Source organism: Thermogutta sp. (assembly GCF_014359955.1).
Classification (GTDB): domain Bacteria; phylum Planctomycetota; class Planctomycetia; order Pirellulales; family Thermoguttaceae; genus Thermogutta.
This window is the reverse complement of the sequence record NZ_JACIYL010000784.1, coordinates 1-2,034: the sequence shown is the minus strand read 5'-3', so window position 1 is coordinate 2,034 and position 2,034 is coordinate 1. Positions and strand designations below refer to the sequence as shown.

Sequence of the window (2,034 nt, the reverse complement as noted above, 5' to 3'; positions counted from 1 at the left end):
TTCCCGTTCGTATGTGGCTCTGGCAGCCGAGTGCTATGCCCGGGCGGGCAACGAAATCGAGGCCCAGCGATTGATGGCCCAGATTCAGCCTCAACAATCGCCCCGGGCGGTGGCCCCGCAGCCACTTTCCCAGGGGGAAATGACCCGCATGGCAGGACAGGAGATGCTTCGCCGGTGAGTCTCGTGGCCGATTGACAGAAAGAACCGTGCTGCCGTGCCCCAACTACCCACGGTCGACTCGCATCTCCCAGTCCGGGGAACTGCCTAATCCCGTGATATAATTTCTCGAAGTATCCTAAATCGTTTATTTTGTGCAGACTTGAGCAGGTGTCATGGGCGAGGAAAAGCTGCGACGACAGCCGGAGGGTGATTCCCAGCCAGCCGGTTTCCCGTCGTCCGAAAAAGCCTCGCTGCCATCAGAAGAATCGTCAAGAGCGCCTCGGTCGGGTTCTTCGGAAAAACAGGTTCGGTCCGCTCAATCTGGACAATCGGCCAGGCCGGATCAGTCGCAGCATGGTCTTCAATGGACGGCCGTCCGTGTTCCGCTTATTAAACCCGCCCGCCTTGCCGAATCCCAGCAAATTCAATCCATGCTGCCCGGGGAAGAAAGGGCAGCGCTTCAAGAGTCAATCCCCTCTCAACGCGAGTGGCGTCGCGGACTGGTCAGTTTCCTCGTAAGTGCCCTCGTTCACGCCGTTCTTCTGGTTGTTTTCTCTCTCTGGATCATTCACACACCACAGCGGTTTAGCGGCATCAACCTGGTGGCCACGGCAAATCTCCCGGTCAACGCGCCATTGTTGGAAAGCGACCTCATCCTCGAGACACGGCCTGAGGAGCGGTCGCTGCTTACGGAACAGTCCTTCGCCCTGACCCCGGCGACAGTGAACATCCTGGGCGAGGAAGAAGGGAATGAACAGAGCGTCACCACCGGCGCGCGGAATACCGGCCCGCTCGATCCCGCTCGTCCCTGGGGCAACGAGGAGCCCGACTATCTATCGCATTTGGACCGTCCCAGCGGAGGCGGTCTGGAAGGCCGGACACCGGAGATGCGGGCAAAGCTCGTCATCCTTGCAGACGGTTCGACCGAGAGCGAAGAGGCGGTGGAACGTGGTCTGCGGTGGATCGCGGTCCATCAGGAGGAAGATGGTTCCTGGCGATTCGATTTGAAAGTGCGTTCGTGCCGGGGATACTGCCGTAATCCAGGGACGGAGCCCAGCACCACCGCGGCCACGGCACTCGCACTGTTGCCTTTTCTTGGCGCCGGATACACCCATCGCAGCGGGCCCTACATCGACACGGTTCACCGGGGATTGTATTACCTGCTGCGTCGCGGACGGCAGACCGACAAAGGACTTGACTTTCAGGAGGGTATGAAGAATGGGATGTACGCGCAGGGGTTGGTGGCCATCGTGCTCTGCGAAGCATTCGCCATGACCAGGGACCCTGCCTTGAGGCAGCCCGCCCAGGAGGCCATTCGATTTATCGAATATGCGCAGGATAAGGCCGGGGGTGGATGGCGCTATCGGCCGGGAGAACCGGGTGACACGACAGTCACCGGGTGGCAGCTCATGGCCCTGAAAAGCGCGGAGATGGCTGGGCTGAAGGTCGATCGCTCGGTACACTACGCGGCCCAGCGCTTTTTGGACAGCGTGGCCAGCGAGGAAGGGGCCCTTTACGGCTATCAGGATCGCAGTCCGCGGCATAGCACTACCGCCATCGGCCTGCTCTGCCGGATGTATGCGGGCTGGCCCCGGCAGCATCCGCCTCTTGCCCGGGGCATCGCCCACCTGGCAGAGTGGGGGCCTTCCGAAACCGATCTCTACTACGACTACTATGCCACCCAGGTGATGCGGCACTGGGGCGGTTCCGACTGGAAACGCTGGAACGAGACCATGCGGGAGTTTCTCATCAAAACGCAGGCCACTGAGGGACACGAGGCGGGAAGCTGGTATTTCGACGACCCACACTCCCGGGTGGGTGGTCGGCTTTACACCACCGCCCTGGCTGTCATGATCCTCGAAGTCTATTACCGCT

The 2,034-nt window shown here is 60.8% G+C and carries 1 protein-coding gene; it reads left to right on the top strand.

Annotated elements, in window-relative coordinates:
* Window positions 1-332 precede the first annotated feature (332 nt).
* On the top strand, window positions 333-2,034 hold a 1,702-nt coding region (locus H5U08_RS16930), incomplete at its 3' end, for a prenyltransferase/squalene oxidase repeat-containing protein (protein WP_297035772.1).